The 24,613-nt window shown below is 42.0% G+C and carries 18 protein-coding genes; 10 read left to right on the top strand and 8 right to left on the bottom strand.

The features are described from left to right. Position 1 precedes the first annotated feature (1 nt). The 7 genes from JHJ32_RS19900 (at position 2) to JHJ32_RS19870 (ending at position 8,407) form a co-directional block, all read left to right on the top strand. Complete coding sequence (locus JHJ32_RS19900; RefSeq protein WP_200122144.1) at positions 2-3,178, top strand: efflux RND transporter permease subunit; 3,177 nt, start codon at positions 2-4, stop codon at positions 3,176-3,178. 65 nt (positions 3,179-3,243) lie between these two features. Further along, on the top strand, positions 3,244-4,347 hold the full coding sequence (locus JHJ32_RS19895) for an efflux RND transporter periplasmic adaptor subunit (RefSeq protein ID WP_233632776.1): 1,104 nt from the start codon (positions 3,244-3,246) through the stop codon (positions 4,345-4,347). A 4-nt stretch (positions 4,348-4,351) separates the two neighbouring features. Continuing rightward, positions 4,352-4,930, top strand: a complete 579-nt coding sequence (locus tag JHJ32_RS19890; RefSeq protein WP_200122142.1) for a TlpA disulfide reductase family protein — start codon at positions 4,352-4,354, stop codon at positions 4,928-4,930. A 25-nt stretch (positions 4,931-4,955) separates the two neighbouring features. Further along, positions 4,956-5,585, top strand: a complete 630-nt coding sequence (locus JHJ32_RS19885) for a TlpA disulfide reductase family protein (RefSeq protein ID WP_200122141.1) — start codon at positions 4,956-4,958, stop codon at positions 5,583-5,585. 14 nt (positions 5,586-5,599) lie between these two features. Then, complete coding sequence (locus tag JHJ32_RS19880) at positions 5,600-6,055, top strand: DsrE family protein (RefSeq protein ID WP_200122140.1); 456 nt, start codon at positions 5,600-5,602, stop codon at positions 6,053-6,055. 32 nt (positions 6,056-6,087) lie between these two features. Continuing rightward, a complete protein-coding gene (locus JHJ32_RS19875) occupies positions 6,088-7,503 on the top strand; it encodes a bifunctional UDP-sugar hydrolase/5'-nucleotidase (protein WP_200122139.1) in 1,416 nt (471 codons plus the stop codon). 79 nt (positions 7,504-7,582) lie between these two features. Further along, complete coding sequence (locus JHJ32_RS19870) at positions 7,583-8,407, top strand: RteC domain-containing protein (RefSeq protein WP_200122138.1); 825 nt, start codon at positions 7,583-7,585, stop codon at positions 8,405-8,407. A gap of 12 nt (positions 8,408-8,419) precedes the next feature. Here JHJ32_RS19870 and JHJ32_RS19865 read toward each other — a convergent pair whose 3' ends face one another. Together JHJ32_RS19865 and JHJ32_RS19860 are read right to left on the bottom strand one after the other, a co-directional pair. Continuing rightward, on the bottom strand, positions 8,420-13,858 hold the full coding sequence (locus JHJ32_RS19865; protein ID WP_200122137.1) for an N-6 DNA methylase: 5,439 nt from the start codon (positions 13,856-13,858) through the stop codon (positions 8,420-8,422). Continuing rightward, complete coding sequence (locus JHJ32_RS19860) at positions 13,845-14,282, bottom strand: DUF1896 domain-containing protein (protein WP_091520379.1); 438 nt, start codon at positions 14,280-14,282, stop codon at positions 13,845-13,847. Before JHJ32_RS19860 ends, JHJ32_RS19865 begins: the two co-directional genes overlap by 14 nt. A 179-nt stretch (positions 14,283-14,461) precedes the next feature. On the opposite strand from JHJ32_RS19860, the gene JHJ32_RS19855 reads away from it, so the two are divergent. Further along, positions 14,462-16,597, top strand: a complete 2,136-nt coding sequence (locus tag JHJ32_RS19855; RefSeq protein ID WP_091520382.1) for a DUF262 domain-containing protein — start codon at positions 14,462-14,464, stop codon at positions 16,595-16,597. Between the two features lie 21 nt (positions 16,598-16,618). After that, entirely contained in the window at positions 16,619-17,377 is a 759-nt protein-coding gene (locus JHJ32_RS19850) for a Swt1 family HEPN domain-containing protein (protein ID WP_091520386.1), read from the top strand. A gap of 44 nt (positions 17,378-17,421) precedes the next feature. Here the strand turns inward: JHJ32_RS19850 and JHJ32_RS19845 are convergent, their stop codons facing one another. From JHJ32_RS19845 to JHJ32_RS19820, 6 genes are all read right to left on the bottom strand, one after another. Further along, positions 17,422-18,303, bottom strand: coding sequence for an ORF6N domain-containing protein (locus JHJ32_RS19845; protein ID WP_200122136.1), 882 nt, complete (start codon positions 18,301-18,303; stop codon positions 17,422-17,424). Then, positions 18,293-20,386 carry a type IA DNA topoisomerase gene (locus JHJ32_RS19840; protein ID WP_200122135.1) on the bottom strand — a complete coding sequence of 698 codons (2,094 nt, stop codon included), beginning with the start codon at positions 20,384-20,386 and terminating at the stop codon, positions 18,293-18,295. The genes JHJ32_RS19845 and JHJ32_RS19840 overlap by 11 nt, the downstream gene beginning before the upstream one ends. Before the next feature lie 6 nt (positions 20,387-20,392). Then, the gene (locus JHJ32_RS19835; protein ID WP_200122134.1) at positions 20,393-21,853 is read right to left on the bottom strand and encodes a DUF3945 domain-containing protein; all 1,461 of its coding nucleotides are present in this window, start codon (positions 21,851-21,853) and stop codon (positions 20,393-20,395) included. Between the two features lie 86 nt (positions 21,854-21,939). Next, positions 21,940-22,248 (bottom strand): helix-turn-helix domain-containing protein, encoded by a 309-nt coding sequence (locus JHJ32_RS19830; RefSeq protein WP_002978404.1) that lies wholly within the window; start codon positions 22,246-22,248, stop codon positions 21,940-21,942. 11 nt (positions 22,249-22,259) lie between these two features. Next, a complete protein-coding gene (locus tag JHJ32_RS19825) occupies positions 22,260-22,613 on the bottom strand; it encodes a helix-turn-helix domain-containing protein (protein WP_101726704.1) in 354 nt (117 codons plus the stop codon). 262 nt (positions 22,614-22,875) lie between these two features. Continuing rightward, positions 22,876-23,721, bottom strand: a complete 846-nt coding sequence (locus tag JHJ32_RS19820) for an RteC domain-containing protein (protein WP_200122133.1) — start codon at positions 23,719-23,721, stop codon at positions 22,876-22,878. A 253-nt stretch (positions 23,722-23,974) separates the two neighbouring features. Between JHJ32_RS19820 and JHJ32_RS19815 the strand changes: the two genes are divergently transcribed. Beyond that, a complete protein-coding gene (locus tag JHJ32_RS19815; protein WP_200122132.1) occupies positions 23,975-24,538 on the top strand; it encodes an AraC family transcriptional regulator in 564 nt (187 codons plus the stop codon). Positions 24,539-24,613: the final 75 nt, after the last annotated feature.

Raw genomic sequence — 24,613 nt, 5'->3', positions numbered from 1 at the left:
TATGAACATTATAAGATTTGCGTTAAGGAAACCTATTGCGATTATGGTTGTCGTACTGGCGATAGCTTTCTTTTCCTACAATACCGTAAAAAAAATAAACGTAGATATATTTCCCGAAGTGGAATTGCCTGCGATGTACGTCGCTATGCCCTACGGTGGGCTGTCGCCCGCTTATATGGACGGGTTTATGGCAAACGAGTTCCAAAAGGTGCTGCTGTTTGTAAGTGGCGTAAAAAATATTGATTTCAAAAGTGTACAGGGTTTGACCCTGATGAAGCTGACGTTTTATCCGGGAACGGATATGGCACAGGCTGCCGGGGAGGTATCCACGTCCGTATCAAGGGCAATGGGCTTCCTGCCGCCCGGAGCCGTCCCCCCGATGGTGGTAAGGTTTGATGGTAGTTCGCTTCCGGTAGGTAATCTCGTTTTTGAAAGTGACCAGCGTTCCGTTAATGAAATACAGACATTGGCATTGACCAAAATCAGACCGATGTTCGTACAAATTCCGGGTATTACTTCCCCTGCGCCTTTTGGCGGTAATATACGTTCCATCATCATCAACATAGACCCCGAAGCAATGCAGGGGAACGGGTTAAGCCCCGAAGATATTACAGTTGCCATTACCAAAAACAGTCTTCCGTCACCTGCCGGAAATATCCGCATCGGCGATGAAAACCTGATGGCTCCCATTAACTCCATCGCCAAAGGACCGGAGGAACTACTGAAGACCCCTGTACGAACAAGCGACAACCGTACCGTATATGTGGGCGATGTTGCCCGTGTAGAGGATGGCGCAGACCAGACCGTAGGTTATGCTTTGATAAACGGCAAACGTTCGGTTTACCTGCCCATTATCAAAAAATCGGATGCTTCCACATTGGATGCCGTGGAGAACCTAAAGGCTGCCATTCCGATGCTGAAAGACCAGTTGCCCGAAGATGTAAAGGTCAGCTATGAGTTTGACCAATCCAGTTATATCGAACGCTCACTTTCCAACCTTATCCACGAGGGAATTTTGGGAGCGGTTTTTACGGGATTGGTCATATTATTGTTCTTAGGCGATACACGGGGAGCTATCATAGTTGTGTTTACCATTCCGATTGCCATTCTTTCGGCGGTTACGGTCTTGTACCTTTTCGGGCAGACTATCAATATTATGACGTTGAGCGGTCTTGCCCTGTCTATCGGTATTCTCGTCGATGAAGCCACGGTAACCATAGAGAATATACACCAGCATATGGAAATGGGCAAGCCCAAACAGCGGGCGATTGTGGATGCCCTGCTCGAAATCTCTATCCCCAAATTGCTGATATTGCTTTGTATTCTTGCGGTATTGACCCCTGCGTTTATTATGACGGGCATTCCGAAAGATATGTTTATGCCTTTGTCGATGGCGGTTGCCTTTGCAATGATAGCTTCCTTTTTGGCTTCACAGACCTTTGTGCCGATACTGGCAAACTGGATGATGAAGAACAAGCACAACACAGCAGCCGATACACCGAGAAAGCGGGCTTTCTTTGATAAGTTCCGTGTCAATTATTCCTACCGGATGCGCAAATGGTCAACCAAAGCCGTACCGCTTTTTGTCGTATATGTACTGGTCGCTGGTGCTATTGCAGGTATTCTGTTGACCGTTGTGGGTACGGACGTAATGCCTGTTTCCAATAACGGCGATTTTCAAATGCGCATAGATGCCCCGCCGGGTAGCCGGCTTGAAAAAACAGAACAGATTGTCAAAGAGATTACCGAAGACATTAAAGCGGAACTACCCGAAAATGGTTTGAACATTACTTCCGCATTTGTGGGGATGCACCCTGCAGGTTCGCCTATCAACCCGATATTCCTTTTCAGTAATGCTTCCCACGAAGCCGTATTGCAAATATCCGTCAATCAGGACGTGTACGGCGGTTCAATGGAAGATTTTAAAGAGAAAGTTCGCAATAAGATTATCAAGAACCACCCCGAAGTCGCTTTCAATTTTGAACCGATGGAACTGACCGAAAAGATTATGGGTCAGGGAGCAATGACACCTATTGAAGTTAAAGTAGGAGCAGGTCAGATAAAAGGTGCTTTTGCACACGCATCAAAGATTGAAGCCAATCTGAAAAAAGTTCCATACTTACGTGATGTCCGCATTGCCGAACCCATTGCTTATCCGAGTATGGAAATCGAGGTAAACCGTGACCTTGCAGGACAGTTCGGGCTGACGATGCAGGATATTACCCGTAGCCTTGTTACGGCTACATCATCTACCCGTTTTACGGATAAGAACCTTTGGATTGACCCGAAATCGGGATTGGTATTCCAGACACAGGTACAGATACCGGAGGGCATTATGTCGGAGGAAAGATTGCGGTCGCTTCCACTCAAAGCGGGAAGTCTGCGCCCTGTACTGGAAGATGTAGCAACCATACGCAGGGCTACGGCTCCGGCGCAGGTAAACCGCAAGGGACCGAACCGTTATGTTACCATCGTTGCCAATGTGTACGGAAAGGACTTGGGTACGGCTTCACGGGCAGTGAAGCAATCCATTAAGGATGCCGGAGAGCCGCCCCGTGGCACTATTGTATGGACAGAGGGAACATTGCAGCTTTTAGACGATACGTTGGGTAGCCTTTTGGCAGGCTTGGGCGTAGCCATTATTGCCATATTCCTGATGCTGTCGGCTTATTACCAATCGTTCAAAGTACCGTTGATTATTCTTTCGGTATTGCCCGCCGTTATTTCGGGAAGCCTTATTATTCTTTTTCTCACAGGCAGTACGCTAAACCTGCAATCCTATATGGGGATTATTATGTCGCTTGGTGTATCGGTTTCCAATGCGGTATTATTGGTCAATCAGGCAGAATATTACCGTAAAAAATTACTCTTGAAACCTGTCAGCGCCGCAAGGCTTGCCGCTTCGTCAAGGTTAAGACCTGTATTGATGACAGCAGCAGCGATGCTTGCAGGAATGTTGCCGATGGCAATGGGCTTGGGCGACGGCGCAGAACAGGTAGCACCTTTGGGCAGGGCTGTTATCGGCGGGCTGATTGCCTCAACCGTAACCATCCTGTTATTGGTTCCGCATTTCTTTTCTTCCCTGATGTCAAGGACAAACGTGATTAGCCCGTCATTAGACCCTGATGATGCAGACAGCAGGTATTATGCAGAACAATCCGGTAAACAAACGATATAATAAACTTTAAAATAATCATTACAATGTATCACAGCATTTCAATAAATAGAAAATCAACAACAATATTGGCATTGACCACATCGCTCGTATTGTTGCTTTCGGCTTGTTCCCAAAAAGAAAAGGAAAAGGAACAGCCAAAAAATCAGGAAGCAAAAGCCGTGAATTATAAGACGGCTCCCGTACAGGTCATTAATCCCGAATACGAAATATCCGTTCCGGCAGAACTCAAACCTTACGAGCAGGTAGCGGTGTATGCAAAGGTTACGGGCTTTGTGAAACAAATGTACGTTGACCGTGGCGACCGGGTTCGCAAAGGTCAGCTTTTGGCGGTATTGGAAGCCCCCGAAATGCAGCAGCAGTATCTTTCCGACAAATCCACAGAGCAAAAGGTATATAGTGATTACCTCTATGCAAAACAGGCTTATGACCGATTGGTAACTGCATCCAAAACAACTGGAGCGGTAGCGGATATTGAATTGGACAGGGCAAAAAGTGCGATGGAAAGTGCCAAGTCTGCTTATGATGCTTCAAAGGCAGGTACGGCGCATTCTTCACAGTTACAGCAGTATTTACGTATCACAGCACCGTTTGACGGCGTGATAATCCAAAGGAATGTTTCGGTCGGAGCATTGGCAGGAACAGGAAGCAATACGCCCTTATTTATGATGGCGCAGAGCAATAAGCTCCGCCTTACTTTATCCCTGCCCGAAAAACACGCATCATCTGTACAGGAGGGTATGCCCGCTACGTTTACCGTAAGCTCGCAGCCAGGTAAGAAGTTTAATGCCAAACTTTCCCGCACATCAGGTTTGCTCGACCAGCAAGACCGTTCCCTTACTTTGGAGTTTGACGTAAGCAATCCGTCAGGCGAATTGCAGGGAGGCGATTACGCACAGGTCAAGTTAAAGTTGAAGCGTAAAAGCCCATCCAATTGGGTGCAGACCAAGAGTGTCTTAAATACACAGTCGGGAACGTATGTACTGACGTTGAACAACGACGAAGTAAAACGGATTGCCGTTAATGAGGGCATCCGTTTAGATACGCTTACGGAAGTCTTCGGCAATCTTTCGCCGGAGGACAAAATCATTATCAAGCCATCCGAAGAAATCAAAGAGGGTAAAACCGAGCCTGCGAGTTCATCGAAGATAATTAATTCACAAAAAAAATAAGGATATGAAAATAAGATTGAATAAAAGAGCAATGCTCACGTATGTTTTAATAATAATGACAGGCTTCTGTTTTGCAGCCTGTAACAACAATAACAAAAATGAAAAAGCGGAACAACCCGTACTCAATGCGATAGCGGAAGAAGCAACTACATCATTGCCGGAACAGACCAGTAATGATGTCCTGTTCAAAGACAAGGACGGCAAAACCGTATCGTTGAAGTCCTTAAAAGGCAAGGTGGTATTTATCAATTTTTGGGCGACGTGGTGTCCGCCCTGCATTCACGAAATGCCCTCTATCAATAAGCTGAAGCAATCGTTCAAAGGCAAAAATGATATTGTATTCCTGATGGTAGATGTAGATAACAAGATTGAAAAATCCACCGCCTTTATGCAGAAGAACAAGTACGACCTGCCTGTATATGTTCCTGCCGGGGATATTCCGCCGGACTATCTGGGAGGTTCCATTCCGACAACGATTATCCTCGATAAAAGCGGAAATATGATAGCTCGTATAGAGGGAGGCAGAGATTATACAAGTCCCGAAATAGTGAAAGCCCTGAATGAATTGGTAGAAAGTAACTAACAGCCTGACATTAAAAAAGGAAACTATGTTGAACAATAAAGAGGTTTCAAAAGAGCAGTCGTCAACAAATAAATTTTGGCAATACTTAAAAAAAAATGGCTTTACTATACTGATGGTAATCGTTGTCGGTGCAATGCTTGCCAGCCCCGATGCAAAATCATTCGTGCTTCGGCAATTAATGGCAACGGGGCTTTTTAATGCGAGCATAGATAAAAATGATGCTGGTACATCGCCCCAAGCTAACACCGACTTTGATTTTGCGAATGAAAAAGGAAACGTTCAAAATACGGCATCATTTAGGGGCAAGGTAGTGTTCATCAACTTTTGGGCTTCGTGGTGTCCGCCTTGCCGGGCTGAATTTCCCTCTATCGAAACGCTTTATACCAAACTGAAAGATAACCCTAATATATTCTTTCTGACCATCAATGAGGACAGCGACCTCGCTACTGGAAAGGCATATTTGGATAAAGAAAAGTTTTCAGTTCCAATGTATCAATCAAATGGCAATGTTCCGGCAGAAGTGTATTCCGGCGCATTGCCTACTACCGTTGTATTGGATAAAAGCGGAAAAGTCAGGTTTCATCATACGGGATTTGCCAATTACGCATCAGACAAATTCGTGAAACAGATAGAAGAATTGATAAATGAACAATAAAACGAAACAATAAAATGAAAAAACTACAAGCCCTGCTGATAGCCGTATTGTGTTTTACGTCCATCAGCATTTTTGCGCAACAAAAAGCAGATACCGTTTTTGAGCCTGCAAAAGCATACAAAAAACATTATAACGCACTCTATATCCTGAACGAAGCGGACGACAAAAAAGTAAGGGGCATACTTCGGAATATCAATAACGTACTGAACGACCCAAGACTGAAAGGCAAATTACATATAGAGGTCATCGCATTTTCTGACGGTGTGGAAATGTACAAGAAAGCAAACAGCTATCAGGAATTATTGATTGCCCTGAAAGATAAGGGCGTTGTATTCGCCCAATGCGCAAAGACAATGGAGGAACGAAAAATTGATAAGAACGAATTGTTTGATTTTGTGCATTATGTTCCCAGCGGTAACGGAGAAATTATATTAAGACAATACGAGGGTTGGGCAGTTGTCCACCCGTAGTCAAAAATGTTTCAGATTTAAAATTCAATATTATGGAATTATCAATAGGATTTATAAATGACGTACACGGCTATCTCGAACCGCACCCTGAATTGTTTTACGGCAAGGATGGCGCATACATCAAAACAACGGGCGGATATGCAAAGATTGCCTCAGTTTTTGAGAAGATAAAAAGCGAGAATGAACACGCCTTGTTTTTTGATGGAGGCGACACTTTTCACGGAACCCTGCCCGTGGTAGCTTCGAGAGGCGAAGTGCTAATTCCGGTTTTAAACCAGCTTGGTTTAAGCGCAATGGTAGGGCATTGGGATTTTGCCTACTCGCCGCAACACCTTTTGTCCTTATCCGAACAACTTCAATACCCGGTATTGGGCATCAATGTTTATAGAGAAGACGGTACATTATTGCTAAAGCCCTATTCAATGATTGATGTTGGAGTGCATAAAGTAGCCGTAATAGGCATCTGTGCCAATATTATAGATAAGACGATGACAAGAACCTTTAGAGAGGGTATTTACGTGACGGACGGGTTAAAGGAAATAACACTTTATATAAAAGAGGTAAATGATTTGGGGGCAAATCTTGTCATACTGCTCTCACACAACGGTTATCCGCAGGATATTGAATTGCTCAAACAAACTTCCGGTATTGATGTATGCCTTAGTTCGCATACACATAACAGGCTTTACGAACCCGTAAAAGTAAATGATACCATAGTAATACAATGTGGCTGTCACGGCTCTTTTGTCGGGCATCTGAAACTATCCATTTCAGGCAATAAAATCACACATCACGAATACGAACTGATAGAAGTGAATGAGCAGATTGCCAGCGATAAACCTATGGAGCAAATGATAAATGAGATTATGCTTTCCTACCGAAGTCTGCAAAAGCAGGTCGTTGGAAAAACGCATACCGCCTTACACCGTTATTCTACCTTTTCATCGTCAATGGATAATTTGTTATTAAAAGCTATCAGTAAGGCGGCAGGTGTAGATATTGCATTTTCAAACGGATGGCGGTATGGTGCGCCTATTGATAAGGGAGATATTACCGTATGGGATTTGTATAATATGGTTCCTATGAACCCGGTTGTCACTACTGTGGATATGACAGGGCAAGAGATACTTGATATGCTTGAAGAAAACTTGGAGCGTACATTTTCAGCCAATCCAATGCAACAAATGGGCGGTTATTGTAAGCGGTATTTAGGCTTACACATCAATTTTCACATAGAAAACCCGTATGGCTATCGTATCGAGGAAATCTACCATCAAGGCGAGCATTTGAAAAAGGAAAAAGTATATCGGGTTGCCTACATCACAGAACAAGGTGTATCGGACAAATACGGTAGCAACAGGACGCATTTGGAGGTAAGAACGGTGCAGGCTCTTATTTCTTATTTGAGCGAAAGTACTGACCGTTCCTATACAGATTTTTCAGGATAATCAACTTTTAAATTGTACCATATAATTAAAATGATATAGGGCTTTTACCCATTATGATTTTAACGCAAAACTAAAATCTATGGAAAAATATTACGAGAAATGTGTGCAGCGATTAGATGAGCAGATTAACGAACTAAAACTTGAAATAGAAAACCCTATTATTTTAGCCCAAGAACTAATCGAACTCCTTTTAAATTATTTGGGAGAATTGAAAAAATATGTTTCGGAAAGAGGTTTCAAAAGTATTGAAGAAGAAATTCATTTCTTTAAAAGGTTAAAACCCGTCATTCTCGCAAAGCTGATTTACTACAATGCCATTTATAAAATAGAAACCAAAAAGCCTTATGGAAATGGGAAAGCCATAAAGAAGTACATCGACAATGAACTGTCAAAACTGAAAAGGTACTTTGACAATAACCTCGAATTTTATAAGTATTACAGAACCAACAGTACCTACCTCGACGAGAAATATTTTGTCAGAGGTAGGTATGATGTAAAGTTGAGCTTAGATACTTATTATTTTGAAACAGACCATAATTTCACCACTTCTCACGACTATAAAGTGGCTAAAATAATTGCCAATGATTTGATACAAGTTTATTTGGAAGACCAATTGAATAATACCAATCAGAAAAAGAAATTTGAAAGGTCACCCTTAAACTGGACAGCAAGCAAAACAGCATTAACCGAACTGATTTATGCGCTGTATGCACAAGGCGTATTTGATAACGGAAATGCTGACATCAAAGCCATTGCTAAAGTATTCGAGCAGATGTTTAATATTGATTTGGGCGATTTCTACCACACGTTTATGGAATTGAAAGCCCGAAAAATAAACCCTACCAAATTCCTTGACAGCCTGCGTGATGCGCTGATTAGGAAAATGGACGAACAAGAGGAATAACGGCAAAAGCCGCTATAAAACGCCTCTTGGCAAATGAATACCTTTTGTTCTTACAGTGGTTTCCGAAATCATTGGAGCTTCTTTCTGCTTTTCGGTCTGTTCCACAGGTTCATCTTTAGTTTCCGGTGTAATGGATAACTGTATCTTTCTTTCTACGGCTGCCAGTTCCGTTTTAAGTTCGCTCAATCTACTTTCTTTAGACCACGTACCGTTAACCACTTCCTGAAGTATAGGCAGGTCTTTTTGGATTTCAGCGATTTTTTTCTGTTCCTGCTTCACATAGCCCGGCAGTTTTTCCAAAGCCCTTAAAAAATTCATTGCGGCAGTTTCAGGATCTTTTGCCATCAGACCGTTATTGTAGGTGTATTTGATATTTCCCTCGCCCTGTACCCAAAAGCGGTTTACCCGAATATCCGAACCCTCTTTTTCCGACATTTCTGTTTTGACCAACAGCGTAAAACCATACAAGCTGCCTATCTCTTCATACTGACCTGCGGTGCGGGCTTTGTCCGCAATCTCGTTGAGCTTCGCACCGATTTGCTTTGGATTTGCATTAGGCGGCAAACCATCCAACAGCACAGGGTTTTCAATAGTACCGTCCGAACGCTTTTGCAGGCGTTGCTGCAAGTTTTCCCAGTCGGTACTCATCCGGTTTAAACGGGATTGAGTGCTTTGCAGCATTTCCGTATAATCCTGTACCTTAAATTTGGCACTGGATTTAGAACGGTTGAACGCCTGCTTTTCACTTTCCAGTCCGGCAATCTGTTTTTCCAGTTTGGCTTTATCCAACAGGTCTGTATTCCCTGACAGGATTGCAACGTATTCCGAAAAGTTCATTCCCGATTTTTCGTCCATACTTCCCTCGTCAATCGTTCTTTTGGTCAGGTTGTTGGTCTTTAACTGGTCGATGAAAAGCTGCTTATTGTACAGGAGGTTGAACTTATAACTATCCAAAGATTTCTCAACGGCATAGATAATTACATCCACTTTATTATCGGCAAAGAATTTGGCAATCTCGTTGCCTTTACGGATTGCCCGCCCGTCCCTTTGCGCAAGGTCTGACGGTCGCCACGGTGTATCTAAATGATGAACGGCAACGGCTCTTTTCTGTGCGTTTACGCCAGTTCCGAGCATACTCGTAGAACCAAACAGCACACGGATTTTGCCCTCATTCATCCCGTTGATAAGTTCCCTGCGTTGCTTATCATTTTTCGCTTCCTGAATAAACCTTACTTCGTGCGCAGGGATGTCGTGGTCTTCCACGAGCTTGCGTTTGATTTCGGAGTACACATTCCATTCGCCCGGCTTATAGGTTCCCAAATCAGAGAAAACGAACTGCGTTCCTTTCTGTGCGTTGAACTGGTTGTAATACTTGGCGATATTTGCCGCACAATGCGAAGCCTTGTTGTCGGGATGGTCATCGTAGATACCGCTTACCATACGCATATCGAGCGACATCTTACGGGCGTAGTCCGTAGCAATTAGCATCTTTGCTTTTTCTTCCCTTTGCGATAATGGTTCTCTTCCGAGCAAAGTAGCATCGCCCGTTTTGGCAAACTGCATCAGGCTTTGTATAAAGGCTTCTTGGTCGGGAGTTGGCGGTATATTGTATAATACTTCGTTTTTGTTGGGACGGTCAATGCCAATATCCTTTGCCGTTCTGTAATCCGTGATTTCAGAATAGAACTGCGCCAGTTCCGGCACTTTGATAAAGTAGCGGAAACGCTCCTTGGCTACAATATTGTTAGCTACCGAAAATTCATAATCGGTTGTTTTCCTTGCATAGATAGCTGCCCACGCATCAAAAGAATGAATGCCCTGTTTTTCCAATGCACGGGGGCGTAGGTATTTGAACAGCAGGTACAGCTCCGTTAATGAATTGCTGATAGTTGTACCCGAAAGAAAGGTTGCGCCCATATCCGCATTGGTACGCTCCTGAATTGTGCGTATGGCAAACAGCAGGTTCAGTGCCTTTTGGCTGCCGTCCACGTTACCCAGTCCGGCAACCCGTGTATGACGGGTATTGAACATCAGATTTTTGAACTGGTGGCTTTCGTCCACAAACAAATGGTCTATGCCCATCATCTTAAAGTCCACAATATCATCCTTACGGTTTTCAATATCGTGTTGCAGTGTTTTCAGCTTTACTTCAAGATTGTCTTTCCGTTTGATTACCCCGGCGAGCATTCCCCTTGTAACTTCCTTGCCTTGCGATTTCAGGGCATCGAGGTTACGCTCTACGCTGTCTAATTCTATTTCGAGGATTTCCTTTTGTATTTCGGGCGATTGCGGTATCATTCCGAACTGGTCGTGTGTGAGTATCACACAATCCCAATCGTTATTTTTAATATCCCCGAAAATGCGCAGGCGTTTTTTCGGCGTAAAATCATCAATACCTGGATAAAGGATTTTAGCGTGTGGATAGGCTTTGCGGTAGTCTTCAGCAATGGCAGGTATATTGGCTTTCAGCCCGATAATCATCGGCTTGTGGGCTAATCCCAAACGCTTCATTTCCTGCGTTGCGGTACACATTATCAACGTTTTTCCTGCGCCTACTTCGTGGTCGCAGATAGCACCGTTGTTCAGCTTTATCATCCAAACCGTGTCCTTTTGGCTTGAATACAGGTCTTCAATGCCTGCTCCCTTGCGGTCTAATCCCGGAAATTCCTGATGGCTTCCGTCATAGTTTGGGCGAACGAAACAGTTAAAGGTATCGTTGTACTGGTCGGTCAGCCTGTTTTTAAACTCATCGTTCTGTGCGTGTAGCCAGTCGGTAAAGGCGGTACGGATTTCATCAATCTTGGTGTTCGCCATTTGTATGGCTTCCATATCCCGTACTTTGACCTCTTGGTCGCCAACCATTACCTTTTTGGTAATATCAGGCGTGGTATTGACAAGGGCGTGTTTGAGCAGGGCAATACCGTCAAACGTGCGGCTTTCCGCTTTGACAGCATATTTTTCCCAAATGTGCATATTGCCCTGATGACACTTTACGGAAAAGTCGTCGGAGCTTTCGGAATAATGAACCAGTACATCCGCATCAAACAGGTGCGAAGCGAAACGGGCATAAATCCCGGTAGGTATCCACCTTTCGCCGAGGTTAAAATCCAGTTCCTCAAATTCAATACGTTTTGGTCGGGCTTCCTCTAAAGCGGTAAGGCTTTCTTTGGCTTCGGTATCATCGGGATTGTTTTCGAGATATGCTCTTACTTCATCGGCTTTCTCAACCACGTTACCTGCAATCCAACGTTCAGCTATTTCGTATTCCTGTTGTAGCGGATTGTAGAATAACCGCCCGTGCAGGGCTTCTTTCAGGGTATCGGCAGGCAGGCTGCTGATTTCGGACATAAAGTCCAAATCCACGTTTCCGTATTTGTTCAGTGATGCGGCTAAAGCCTCTTCGGGATTATCGGTTGCTAACGTGGTGGTAGAAAAGCTAACGGGACGGCTGAATATATCCGCTTTATGGATTATGCCGCCAATGATACGCTCCAGATAAGGAATTTCTTTACCTGCGCTGTCCGTCTTTATCAGCTTGGCATTGTCGGCAGCATTTAGATTGCCGTATTTTTTGATAAAACCATTGTACAGGAGATTCAGGGTTTCCCGTTCTGCCTTGTGTTCAGTCTGCTTTTCAGCTTCTTTTTGGTACAGGTTGATATAACTGTCCCTTACGGCAATATAGGCTTCGGCTCTTGCTTTCTGCAAGGTCGGCAATTGCAATGGATGAAAGATTGCTTTTTTGTCGTCCTTTTCTACTTCTTGCAGATAACCTACCCAACCGTTATCCACCACAAGGCAATCGTTACGGTGGAATGATTGCAGTTCGCCACTATACGGAGCAGGTTCAGGAATAGCATTAATATTGATAGCGGTAATGGCTGTCTTATCAGACTGGCCATTACCGTTTATTTGTGAAAACAGGTCGCCGATAGCTTCCTGTTTTTTGCCGTTAACCTGATTGGTTCCATTAGTAGCACCATTGGATTTTAGCGGTGTATAGGGCTGCTGCCTTGCACTGCTGAACAGGTCGGGCTGACGACCTATTGTACCTCTTCTTTTTTTATTGCTTTGCCTTTTGGTTTGGGTAGTTCTTTTAGGCGGAGCAAGTACCATTACAGGTTCGCCCGCACTTTCAAACAGGTCGAAAATGCTTAGTTGCTTTAATTCCTGCGGGCTTTCCTGATAGACTACTGGAGTAGGTACAGGTTGCGGTTTTTGCGGAATGATTACAGGGTCAATGACTGGAGGTGTAACCTTTGGTTCGATAGGAATTTGTATAACAGGCTCATCATTGCGTTCGCCTCTGTATAAATTCAAATTCAGATGCTTTCCAAAATCTTCGGAAAGAATTTGCTTCAAATCTTTGGCAATACCCTCAACACCGCCTTTATGCGTGTAGATTAAGGCAGGTTGCCCGTATGGGTCGGTATCTAATTTTTGGTCGGTATGGATAATTCTTGTGCTATCCTGAAAGAGCGCATTGCCGGGAGTATTATATTCGGTTGGCTTGCTTTGGCAAAACAGATCTTCCCTGTCGGTCAGATTTTGTTTTGCCGTATTTTTTTGCAGGATAATAAGGTCGCTGCCGACTTCCGTACCCGCATATTCGGTAAACAGGTTGTTAGGTAATCTTACAGCCGAAACCAAATTATTATCCTGCATCAACGCCCTGCGTATGGGTTCGTTCTTGGGACTATTCAAAATGCCCTGCGAAGTGATGTAAGCCAACAGACCGCCCTCACGAAGCATATCAGCACCTTTCAGAAAAAAGTAATTGTGTATGCTTCGGGCAGCTTGTTCCTTTGCGCTGTTTCTACTACGGGAAAAAGAAAGGTCAAATACGGAAGTATCGCCAAAAGGGATATTACTGGCAACTACATCATAGCTCTTTTGTTCCCTTTCGGGGATTTCTTCAAAGCCGTTTATACGGATATTGCTTTCGGGGTAAAGCTGCTTTAAAATCTTGCCTGTAAGCAAGTCCTTTTCATAAGCGGTTACACTGGCTTTCTGATTTTCTATAAATGATTGGATAAATGAACCGATACCTGCGGAGGGTTCGAGGAATTTATCAATGTGCAGACCATTATCCCGTAAGGCAAATGAAATGGCATCTATAACCTTTGGTGGGGTATAAAAAGCCGTCAGTACGGAACTTTTCATACTATCCACATACCTGCGGTATTGCTTATCATCTTGGGAATTTTCTTTAAGTAGTTGGTGGAGTTCCTGCGTTAGTGGAAAAAGGTCGTGTTCTGTTTTTCTCCAATGATTGATGTCTATTTCGTTCTCTACGGGGTTCAGAACGAATTTAAGACCGCCAAATCCGCTGTATTGCATCATTAGCAGTCTTTCGCCTACGGTGGCTTGTCGTTTCTCCTTTTCCAGTTCAAAAACAATTCGCAGGGCATCAATATTCAGTTGGAGATGTTGCTTTTTACTGAAGCCCATTTTCCTCAATCCATATTGAGATGGTTCCGGTCAGTTCGGTATAGAGTACATCAAACTCATTTCCGTTGGCGAAATCATCAGTTAATTCATATTCTGCGAAAACAGGCTCACAAACGGGAAACATTTTAAAGGCGAACGGTCGCAGTTCCTCGTCTGCCATTATGGTATCAAATTCATTGCATACCACTTTGAAAACCGTGTCGAACTTGGAGAAGTGTAAGCCCTCAAAAAGTATATAGTTGGCTATTTCGTCGCATTGCTCAACGGCATTTCCCGAACGGAAAGCACCCTCATAAGCATTGGCAGCCCACGAAGACCGTTGGTCAATGAATTTTTGGTCGTGTGCCTTTTCGGGAAAGCTGCTGTTTAATAATTCTTGCAGTCGTAATCTGAAATACGATAGGTCTTTTTGCTGTACATCCATACTTTATTTTGTTTAGAATTTTACTTAAATCCTAAAATTAGAAGCAGAAGCAAACAGCTTTGATAATGTTGTAGGGTTTGGCTTTGAAAGGCAGGATTTGGCGTAAAGAAGTTAAATAGCGAGGAATTTAATTTGTATTTTTGAAAGTAAAAACGACGATAATCGACAGACAATAGATAATGAATGAATTAGAACCGCTAAAGAGTATTTTTAAAGACAGAATATTTAAAATACCAGACTACCAACGTGGCTACGCTTGGACTACACGACAACTAAAAGATTTTTGGGAGGATTTAGTTAATCTTCCCGCTGATAGATTTCATTACACGGGATTACTGTCCTTAAAAAAAGTAGACAAAAATACTTGGAGTAAATGGAATGATGAGCGTTGGCTGATTGAAGATAGAGGCTTCAAGCCTTTTCATATTGTTGATGGGCAACAACGATTGACAACATTTGTAGTTTTTATACAAGCTATCTCGGAACAACTCAAAGCCATACCTGAAAACAAGGATAAAAAGGATGAAGATATTTATCTTGGTTCGTTTAGTTTAAAAGCCATTAAGGAAGAATATTTAGTAATTGAAAAACCTCCGCAATTTATTATCAAAACATACAAATTTGGCTACGAGGTTGATAATCCAAGTTTCAAATTTTTACGACATAGAATTTTTTTAGAACCCAATAGCGGAACAATTCAAGAAACTTTTTATACCCTAAATCTTGAAAATGCCAAAAGGTTTTTCAAAGAAAATCTACAAAATTATTTCGACCAATATGGCTTAAACGAAATTGAAGCGTTGTTCAAAAAGGTCACGCAAAACCTAATGTTTAACGTTTATGAGATAAGCGATGATTTTGATGTTTTTGTTGCATTTGAAACAATGAATAATCGTGGAAAAAAACTATCAAATTTAGAACTTCTTAAAAATCGCTTAATATATTTAACCACTTTGTACGATGAGAATGAGCTCAAAAATGATGAGCGAAATTCCTTGCGAGAGAAAATCAATGATGCTTGGAAAGAAGTCTATTATCAGCTTGGACGAAATAAACAAAATCCACTCAACGATGATGATTTTTTAGTAGCCCATTGGATAATGTATTTTCAATACACAAGAGAAAAAGGCGATGATTACATCAGGTTTTTGTTGGAGCAAAAATTTACACCACAAAATATATATGCGAAAACAGAAGTGAGAGTTAGTTCTTTACAGGATTTTGAAGAAGTTAGAGAGGATGAAGACACCGACCAGGAAGAGGTTGAGATTAATGGAGAAGACGAAATAATAGTAATGCGTTCTCGACTTTCTCCTAAAGAAATCGAAGACTATGTAAACAGTTTAAAAGCTGCTGCTGTTCATTGGTATAATACACATAATCCGGTAAACAATCCAGACTTGACTACACAAGAAAGCCTATGGATAGACCGATTGAACAGAATTGGTATAATTTATTTCCGTCCGCTTGTAACCGTATCTTTTTTAAACAAGGATATTAATTCGAGTAAACGAATTAACTTATTCAAAGCAATTGAGCGTTTCATATTTATCACATTCCGGCTAAGCCGAGCTTTTTCTACTTATAGAAACAGTGAATTTTATCGGGCTGCAAGACAGTTGCGAAATAGCGAATTAACTATTGAAACTATTATCCAACGCTTGAATGACAGAATGAATTACTGTTTTTACACCCCTGAAAATTCTGAAGAAACCTATTTCGATTATACATACTTTCAAAAATTTATTGACAAGAAGTTTAAAAGCGGGGGTGGCTTTTATTATTGGAATGGACTTCGCTATTTCCTATATGAGTATGAAATGGAAAAAGTACGGCAAAGAGGAAGTCAAAAGATTGATTGGAGGTTATTTGTAAAGAGTGAAAAAGACAAAGTTTCCATTGAACATATTTATCCCCAAACTCCAACACATTCAAGCTGGAAATCCAGTTTTAAAGGTCATAAAAAGTCACAGTTACCTTTTTTTCAAGGAACATTAGGAAATCTTTTGCCACTTTCACAAAGCATTAATTCCAGTTTGCAAAACGATTGCTTTGATGATAAGAAAAAGGCAAAGTACAACGAAAAGAAAGAGAAAATAAGGCAAGGTTATTCCGACGGTTCACATTCAGAAATTGAAGTATCGGGATACGAGGAATGGAACTCTGAAACCATACTTGATAGAGGTAACAAGTTACTGGAATTTATGGAACAGCGTTGGGATTTAAAATTTGAAGATGAAACCGCAAAAGCTGAATTGCTGTTCCTTGACTTTATGCTCGAAGAAGAAGAACTACATACCACCACGGAAGAGTAATATATAGAAATAATAGTGCAAATGAATTATACAGAAAATATTGAACGCTTAAAAATACTCCTTACAGGAGCATCCACTGATGTTAATATAACAACTGAAAATGAAGCAGAATATAAGAGATTAAAAAGCGAACTGAACAAATCTGCTAAGTTTAAAGCCAATGAGCCGAAAGAGTTTAAAATCTGCTTTACGCTTCAGGAATTTAGAAGAGAAATGCAGACTAAAGGCGGGTATGCAGAACGGAGAAAATATATTAATGAAATCTTCTATCCTCTGATTTCAGATGAAAATTCGCTGTTAGATAGTATCGAAGAAATACAGCAAAATGTAAACTTTGGTCATTTAAACCTTTTACCACAGGATATACAACAAAAAGGGAGAGAAATGTCGGAAGTATATTTGTACCTGTACTGTATTGAAAATTCATTAAGAATATTTATTGAAGAGATAATGAAGTCACAAACTGTAAATATTCCTAAAAGAGTGCAAGACACAATAGATAAATTAAAGAAAAGTGAGCAAGAGAGCAAATATTTACCAATACGAGGTAATAGCGATTTGTTTTATTGCGACTTTATAGAGTTAGGAAAAATAATAGTCGGAAATTGGACAGTGTTCGGAAAGCATTTCCCAAAACAGAATGAACATTGGTTGAATGTAATGGTTGACGAATTATACAAGATACGATGTTTAGTTGCCCACAATAGTTACGTTGGTAAGGATGAACGTGATGCACTAAAAGTTTACTATAAAAGCATTACCGCCCAATTACAATTATAGTATTCTATCAAATGTTAAACCCTCTTAATTAGAGGGTTTTATTGTTATTGTTTGTTCAAGATTTGAAGCATCCTGCCGACTTCAATATCCATTCTTGAAAAGGCAAACCATTTTTTGCCCAGGTCTTTGAGTGATGCCCCTATGTGATAGAGTTCTGTATGGTCAATAATCAAAAAACGGTCGTGGGCATCAGAAAAAACCTCAATATCAACCGGAGGATATTGGCTATTATAGCGTTGTAAATCTAACCGTAGCTGATTGCTGATGCTTTTGGTAAGGATTGCAGCGGTTACGTTATTCTTACGCTTACCCAATAAAGTAAGCACCGTATCATCCACATAATTATCAAGTAGGATAATGGAATTTTTGGCACTTCGGATAATATCGGAAACAAAAGCGTAGGCATCAAATACCTGCCCGTTGTAGAAAATACCTTTTTCGCTGTGCAGCTTATCGCTTTCCAAAGCCTTAAATAGCTCTTCAAATTTTTGGTCGGCTTCCAATTGCTTTAATTCGATATTATCCAAACGATGAAACAAAGAAGCGTTGCTGATGAGCATACGCCGCATTTCTACAAAGGCTTCCATTATTTCCACACTCATTTTAACGGCTATATCGGAACGGAGTATGGCAGATGCCATAGCAACGCCCTGTTCAGTAAAAACATAGGGCAAATAACGCCTGCCGCCGTAGCTTAAACTTGAGGTTCCAAATTGGAACCTCAAGTTTTCAACTTCCTCTTCGGTCAGTTGAAAGCAGAATGATACAGGAAAACGCTCAATATTTCTTTTAACAGCTTTGTTCAGGTTCTTTGTTTCCACCTGATATAAGGCAGCGAGGTCGCTATCCAACATTACCTGTTTGCCCCGGATAGTATAAATCAGGTTCCTGATTTCTTTGGGTACGATTGACCGTCTATTTTCCATTACGCTTACTGCTTTTGTTTTTCTCAAATTCAAAGGAACTTTCGGCGTTTTCTTTCAGAATGATATAAGCATCGAATTTCTTTCCGGCTTTGCTTGTCATCCCTTTGATTAAAGAGGTTTTGCCTTTATTGACAAGGCTTGTTACATTTTCGATACTGACTTGTACACCGCAGACGGTGCGGAACTGTACCCAGTTACACGCCTCATCAGGGCATTTCACAATCTTGTCACGGATAATAAGCTGCTGACTTTTGCATTTCGGGCAGGTTAGTTTGGGTTGGTTGGTGCTTGCAATAGAGGTTTGCAGCAATTCATCGGTAATGGATTTGGCGTAGGTTTCCATTTCCTTTTGGAATGTTCCGGCATCTGCTTCATTGTTTTCAATTTTCTGCAATGCCAATTCCCATTCGGCGGTCATTGCCACATCTGCAATCTTGCGTTCTTTGACCAACTCATAAACCTGCAATCCTTTTTCCGTAGGGATTAAAGAACGTTTATCCCGAACGATATAATTACGGGTAAACAGGGTTTCGATAATGGCGGCTCTTGTCGCAGGCGTACCGATGCCGATATTTTTGAGGGCTTTGCGCTCTTCCTCGTTTTCGATTTCCTTTCCTGCGGTTTCCATAGCCGACAAAAGCCCGGCTTCGCTGTAAAGCACTGGCGGTTTGGTCTGCTTTTCCAAAACGGCGGCTTCCTTTATGGCAAGTTCGTCGCCTTTATGCAGTTCGGGTAATTCCTGCACTGGCTCTTCTCCGTCATCGGTAAAACTTCCTTTTATGGAACGCCAACCCGCTTCCTGAATTTTACAGCCTTTTGCCGTAAAGTCGTAATGCAATACCTGTAATGATACATCGGTTATTTCTTTGACACAGGCTTGCGATATGGCTTCAAGCAAGCGAAGCGCAATCATATTGTAAATCTTGTTTTCGTCTGCATTAAGTACGGACGGCACTTTGTCCGTAATCAACAAACCGTGATGGTCCGTTACACGGAGGTCATTCACGATACGTTTGTTGAACCGTCCCCATTTGATTTTGGTAAGGGCTTGCTTGCAATCTTCACGGTTCTGCAAAGCCCGCACAAGGTTTGGAATTTCTGCCCACATATCTTCAGGGATGTATTTGCTTCCGGTACGTGGGTACGTGATAAACTTCTTTTCGTACAGGCTTTGTGCGATATTAAGTGTCGCTTCAGCAGATAATTTCAGCCTTTTGTTAGCTTCCTTTTGTAAGCCTGTCAAATCAAAAAGCAAGGGCGGTTGTTCTGTAACGCTTTTGATTTCTACCGATGTAACGGTTGCCGTTGCGCCACGCTGAATAGCTTTAAGCGTATCATCGGCAAGCTGCTTTTCATCCCATTTAATTGCGGAAATACTTTTGAAATCAACCTGGGCTTTATTGTGCATTAGTTGTATCTGCCAGTATTTCTTTACCGTGAAATTCTTATTGTCGAGGTAGCGTTTGCATATCAAAGCCAGTGTTGGCGTTTGTACCCTGCCGAGCGAATAGATACCATTGCCTGCGGCAATGCTCAATGCCTGTGTAGCATTGATGCCCACAAGCCAATCGGCACGGCTTCTGCCTTGCGCTGCCTGATACAGTCCGTCAAATTCATTTCCGTTTTTCAGGTTGTCAAAGCCCTGCTTTATCGCCTTTTCGGTCAGGGAACTTATCCAAAGGCGTTCAAATGGCTTGTTGCATTTCAGGTATTCATAAATGTACCTGAAAATGAGTTCGCCCTCACGACCCGCATCGGTAGCAACGATGATGCTGTTGCTTTTATTAAAAAGCTGCTCAATGACTTTCAGTTGCTTTATTGCGCCAGTATCGGCGGTGTACCCTTTGTCCTTTTTGACCTTACGAACGGTCAATAAAAACGGGTTGGGCAATATCGGTAGGGATGCCTTGTCAAATCCCGAAATCCCGTAATCTTCTGGCATTCCCAGTCCTATTAGATGACCGAATGCCCACGTAACAAAATAGCCGTTACCTGTCAGGTAGCCGTCCTTTTTATCGGATGCTCCCACAAGTCCGGCTATTTCCCTTGCTACGCTTGGTTTTTCTGCAATAATTGTTTTCATACTGTATTACATTTTTCTGCCTTTGGATTTTGCAGGCTTGTTGTCCTGTTGCTCCTGCTGCTTTTCGTTTTTCGGTCTTTGCTGCCCGGACTTCAAAGGCTCTTGGACATTCTTGGTCGCTTCGTTGGTTTTGCCCTCGGAATTAACGGCAGTCTGCGTTTTATGGGTTTCGGCAGGTTCTACCCGTGCTTTATACTGACCGGGGAACTCAAAATTGGTCTTTCCGGTATCTTTGTCGAAAGTGATATAACCCTTATACGGTTGGTCTTTTTTGTCTTTCAGTTCAACGTAAATTGTTTGTCCGGCTTTGAACTTGTTATATTGCTCATCATCCAGTTCTTTGCCTCTGAAAGTTCTTGGAGCGTCCTGCGGTTGGCTTTGCTGATTGCTTTGTTGGGTGTTCTGTTGGTTCGTTTGCGCTTGCTGATTGTGGTTGCTTCTGTCAAACAGGAACTCAACATATCGCTTGTCCGCATTGAATTGTACCGTTGCCGAAAACTCCGTTCCTTTCGAGGAAATCATACCCTCTAAATAGAGTGGTTTGCCCTCCATCAGCGTTTGCTTTTGTTCGTCATTCAGCTTTACGCCCTTAATTTCATCGGGAATTTTTATAAACTCCGTGCGCAGTGCAATTACATCATTGGTCAGCCTGTCAATGCTGATAATGGACGGCATCAGTTCGCCTGTTTTGGAATTTACCAAATTGACGACACGCCCCATATTGCCCGTTTCAATTAGGTTTTTCTTGTCTTCATCCGTAAACTTGTGACCGAAAAACTCAAAGTGCAGGTTAGGTTCTTTTTTGATACCGTGTATTGCCACGATAACATTGCCGTCTTCACCTTGCTGTAAAGACAGGCGGGCATCTGTGCGGAGGATAGAGCCACCGAGGTTAATACCTATCGGTAAAAGCTCATTGGTTTTGTAACCTCGTAACAAAGGGTCGAGCAGGTTTCTTTTTTCAAGATACTCTTTGCTTAATCCGAGGTTTTTCATTGTGTCCCAATCAATCTGCTCCGGCTTGTAGCGGTATTCGCTTGCTTCCGTTGTTGTTTGTGCTGTTGCCATATTATTTTGATTTTCTTGTTTTTTATCCGGTTGGGGTTCTGCTTTCACTTCGTGTTCTTTCAGCACTTTTTCGCCCTGTGGGGTGGGCTTATCTACGTGCTTTTGCAATTCCTCCGCTTTTTCAGCAGCAACCGGGGCAGGCACTTTGAAGAAAGTAAAGTTTGTCGGGTTCTTTAACTGGCTGAAAAAATTGGAAAAGAAGTTGGAAAAGAAATCACCGCCTTTATCCACACGCATAAACTGGTTTTGGTTTTTCTTGGTGGGTTCCACGGTTTCCATTTTCCCGTTTTCGTCGATACTCTTTACCGCCTGGATTTTCATTTTCTCTTTATCCAGTACGAGTAATATGTCCGAAAGCTGTTCGGGCATTTCCTGTTTATTTGTTTTTTCTTCGCTCATAGTCTGAAAAATTTTAAAAATTCACGGTCGAATGTAAAGGAAGCCTTCACTGATTTGCGTTATGTGGCAGTCAAAGGCAGTGTTTGTCACTTATTGGCATCCAGTTTGGGCAAAGGCGGGTTAAAACTTTCCCTGATGAACTGATGCACATCGGAAAGTTTATAGTACAGCTTTCCGCTAATGGTATAATAAGGGAGCTTGCCTATGGAGCGATACCGTTGCAGGGAACGGTTACTGATTTTCAGCATTTGCAATAAATCCTGATTGTCCAGTAATTCCTCGCCGTCTATACTGTTGCGCTTCTTTTGTAAATCGTCTATGTGGTTGCCGAGTATGTCAAGCCTATCCATTATGCGTTCCATCCACGCCACAAATTCCATTTTGTCGATATTCATACGGTACGCTTTTAATGATTACCTGATTTCAGCTTTCTGCCTTTTTCGATATAGCTTTTGCCTTTCGCCATAAGCTGCTCTACATATTCATCGGTGGTCTGCACAGCGTTTGCGTTGAGCATATCTTTGATAGCACCAATCGTATAGTAATACTGCCCGTACATTTTTGAAAAGGCTATCTGCCCATTGGTGCGCATACGCCACAATGTTTTTTCACTGATGTGGAGGTACTGGCAGACTTCGTGGTTGTTGAGCCACAAGCTATCGTAGCTTGTATCTTCCAGTTTGAGGATATATTCGCTAATGGCTTTCAACCGTTCGTTGAGGTGTTTCCACACTTCTTCGTCAACTGTTATAATGTTCATAGCACTGTTGTTTAATATTCACAGGACAAAATTCAGAAGTGTGGCAGTGTTTGTCTGCCAATGCTTACCAATTGAAAAAGTGGTTTTTTGAAAATTTTACAATTTGCCGGAAAGCCTTATTAAATAAGCGTTTCGGCAGATTTGTTGATTTTTGGTGTAGGAAAATATGCCTGTTTGCCAATTGGCATATATGGGCAAGTGCAAGCACAAAAAAAGCAATACGGGTTGCGTATTGCTTTCAAACTCTTTATTGACGGGGTGTTTATACGTTCTTATCCATATATTCTTCAAGTGCCTGCTTCAACTGGTCTAAAAACAAGGTGCGAGAACCTGCACGGGTTTTCATCCGGTGGAATGCGTGATGCACATCGGTCAGTGAAATTCGGAACAAGACCTGCGAAATGGCTGTGAGCTTTCGGATGCCCACCTTACCACCCGAAATAGCACCCGATGCGTACAGGGCATACATCAACTCAATCAGGGCGTTTTTGCTGTCCGTCCAAGAAAGCTCTTTGATGTCGTCTGTGTTTTGAAAAAAGGTATCGGGATTTTCTTCGGGGCTGATTTTGGTTAAGAGGTAGGCGTATAACAGGTCGTTAGCGATGATGCGGGCTACTTTGTAATCATAATAGGTAGAGAATTGCGGGTCAATTTCAAAAACGTAACTATTAAGCCCATCGAGGTAATTTATCTGCCCCCGCTTAAAGTATTCGCTATCCTTATCCACCCTTCCCGAACGGTAGTATCGGTAAAAGTGGGAGTTGCAAATATGTTCCCTAAATTCAATCTTTAACTCCTGTAAATGGTTAGCGAAATAAGTATGATACATTTTCCCGTTATTAACCGGGCAAGCGGTTTCTATCCGGTAGAGCTTATTGTAGTAGATGAGTTTGCCCAGGATTTGGGGTTTAACCATTTTGAAAAACTCAATCTCTTTTGCCTCATTGACAAAGCCCGAATTTAAAACACATTCTTTTGACGAAACCAGTAGCTCCTGAAGATAAACCGTCATTTGAAAAGCCTCTTCAATCAGCCCCGAGCACGTAAGTGATAGTTTCCGTTCCTTCTCCTGAATTTCGCTAACAATATTGCCTAATGATTTTCTCATAGTAGGGAGGATTTTGTTACTGATACTTTGTTACTGATACAGTGTACCTGCACAAATGTTATTAATAAACAGGGATTTAACTGCCAATATGCCCCTACAATGGGGAAGATTTTGAACCATTTATGCCTGTTTTCTCCTGTAAAAAACCTTACCCGTATCACTTAGTCGCTCACAATCAATAAATACTTAAATTTTAATCCTAAATTTGTCTTTGCGTATTTATGCAATAATATGAACAGTGATTTAGGGAAATATGAGCAAATTATTTATCAAAAATATGGTCTGCAACCGTTGTATTCTCGTAGTTCAAAACGAACTCGACAAGCTCGGTATAGAGGCTAACAATATAAAGTTGGGCGAAATAACCCTTAAAAAAGATTTAACCACAAAAGAGCGTGAAGCATTGGAAAATGTTTTAGACCCTTTGGGCTTTCAGGTCATTGACGACAAGAAGAGCCGGATGATTGAGAAGATAAAAAATGTTATCATTGATTTGGTGCACCATCAGGACAATGATGCCAAAACCAATCTTTCGGATGTATTGAGCGATGCGCTGCACAACGACTACAACTATCTTTCCAACCTGTTTTCCGATATTGAGGGCACGACCATTGAGAAATATTTTATCGCACAGAAAGTAGAAAAGGTAAAAGAGCTTTTGGTATATGATGAGCTGTCTTTAAGCGAAATTGCCGACCGTATGAATTATTCGAGCGTGGCATATTTGAGCAACCAGTTTAAGAAAGTAACGGGGCTTACACCAAGCCATTTCAAGCAGATACGTGAGGACAAGCGCAAGCCACTGGATAAGGTTTAAGTAAATCTTACAAATCAAACCCAGAATTTCACAATAGAAGTCCCCTTTATTGTTGCCAACTTTGCATTATGAAAA

This window comes from Parapedobacter sp. ISTM3 (assembly GCF_016533505.1).
GTDB lineage: Bacteria > Bacteroidota > Bacteroidia > Sphingobacteriales > Sphingobacteriaceae > Parapedobacter > Parapedobacter luteus.
The sequence above is the reverse complement of the archived record's forward strand: the minus strand, read 5'-3'. Positions and strand labels throughout refer to the sequence as shown.